Genomic DNA, 2,039 nt, shown 5'->3' on the forward strand with positions numbered 1-2,039 from the left:
TTGCAAGAGGTCTTTTGTGGAACAGGCATCTTGCCTGTTCCTAAGAATACTGAGGCGAAGAAGCCCAACCCCTACTCCCCACAAAAAATTGACTCTTTGTGGAACAGGCATCTTGCCTGTTCTTAAGAATGCTGCAACATAGGAGTTATACCACCCAAAAACCCCGAAAAACCCGGTTTCTTTGGTTTTATGCGTAAGTCCTAAATCCAAATTATCGGGGAAAAGTTTTCCTTACCAAAACGGCGATACCCAGCATTAACAAGCCAAATAGTAAGCCAAACAGCAGACTCCAGATAATTGTCGCAGCAAAGGGATGCAGCGGTAGAGAAAAATCGGGTTGCCATTGAATCCGTGTATCCTTGATTAGAGGATAGGCAGCGGAAAAGATTTGTCCGCCGCCGATCGCAGTTCCGACAAAAAAGATGATATTCTCAAGCTGGCGATCGCGCCTTTTCTCCCTGTCTTCCTGTTGCTGGTATAATTCCATCTGTTCCCTGTCCAATTCCACCTGTTCGATTTCCACCATCCCCCGCACAGTGGATATCGACTGCTGGAACAAATTTTGACTAGCAATCAGGTAGTTTAAATCTATTTCAATTTGCCGCTGATACTTATCCTCAGCTAAATCTAGAAACCTCTGCCAAAAATCCACATTGTCGCCTGGGATGCACAAACCTCTAATTCTTGTCAACTCCTTACCATAATTTTCAGCATTAGTATCAATGGTATTTGTGTCTTCTTGTAAAGATCGCATCTGCTGAGCAAAAGCCAACATTTTAGTGTGAACTTCAGCCAGCAAATCCTTTAACTTCTGCAACTTAACTTGTCGATTTTGTTCGCTTTCTATTGCACGCAATTCGGGAAGCTTCTTTTCTAGCTCGCCCACTATTTGCTGTGCTTGGCGATACTTTTTACGAGCTTCGCCATACACAAATACAATTTTAGCGCGAGAACACAGCAGATTCATCAAGTAAAAGTTAAACGTCAAGGTTACGAATTCCAAAGTTTGGGGATTGTCTTGCAACCATACTAAAATGTGACACCGCTGACGCGCATCATCTTCTCGGCTGTTATACTCAAAAATCGGACTCCCGAATAACTTTCCTTCCGCGCTAAAGTCTACTGATGCTGGCTGTTTATCCTGTACAAAAGCTTTAACAGATTCGTCAGCTAGTTGCCGGTAAGGATTATCAACTGCTGGTTCGGCGTATAATAATAAGGTTTGTCCCAGAGACGGTTGAATTGCATTTGGCAACAAGCAACCTTCGGGATTTAATCGAGTTAAGTCCGCTACTTTTAGCGTGACATCTTTATAGCAAAATGTCAAGTCTGCGATGTAAGTATCGTGAATTCGCAGGGCATAGATAGAACCATCAAGTTTCAGGTTATCTGGCTGAATAATTGGCGGAAACTTCAGAGGTTTTCCACCATCGGGAATTAGCAATTCTTCGTCAGTCAGATTTTCCCGTTCGCCGTCGGGATAATACAGCCCATTTTTGTAGCAAATTAGCTTGTCTCTGAGCGAGTTTAGTTCGTTGATGTTAAATTCTTTGCCGACATTATCTGCTAGATTTTCCCACAAGAATTGAGCATTTCTGGCTACGTATCCGTAGCCTTCGTCGCTATCATCTCGCAGGTGGAAAGGATAGAGGGTAATGCTGGGATTTTTAATTTGCCATTCTTGGCTCATAATCAAGTTTTTGAGATGTTTTAGAGTATTTCTATCAGATATTTGGGGCGGGCAAGATGCCCACCCCACAAGAATTTTAGGGTTTGTCTTCTAAGAAGGTGTTTGTGGATTATTTGTTGGCGGTGCAGGCGGCGGAGACGACACAGGTAAACCCAGTCGAATCTTATTTTGCTTCAGCGTTTCGCAAAACTCCCTCCGGATTTCTTCCGGTGCATCGCTATCACCGCCGCCCGCACCCGCCCGATAAATTTTGCCTTCTAAATTTTCTTCAATTTCAGGTCTGGTTTCGCACCAATCCTTAATTTTTTGAGCGATAATATTGATATTATCTGTCGAACTAACATCAAGC

General features: G+C 43.2%; 2 protein-coding genes. Both read right to left on the bottom strand.

Annotated features, from left to right (window positions below; genetic code table 11):
* Window positions 1-211 precede the first annotated feature (211 nt).
* Window positions 212-1,690 (bottom strand): hypothetical protein, encoded by a 1,479-nt coding sequence (locus ACUVJL_RS39165; RefSeq protein ID WP_445250744.1) that lies wholly within the window; start codon window positions 1,688-1,690, stop codon window positions 212-214.
* Between the two features lie 90 nt (window positions 1,691-1,780).
* On the bottom strand, window positions 1,781-2,039 hold a 259-nt coding region (locus ACUVJL_RS39170; protein WP_445250745.1), incomplete at its 5' end, for a hypothetical protein.

The sequence above is a fragment of the Microcoleus sp. OTE_8_concoct_300 genome (assembly GCF_031383065.1).
GTDB lineage: Bacteria > Cyanobacteriota > Cyanobacteriia > Cyanobacteriales > Microcoleaceae > Microcoleus.

Bases quoted from the DNA above. Each gene is read 5' to 3' on its own strand.
- ACUVJL_RS39165 (WP_445250744.1), bottom strand. From the start codon at position 1,690: ATGAGCCAAGAATGGCAAATTAAAAATCCCAGCATTACCCTCTATCCT.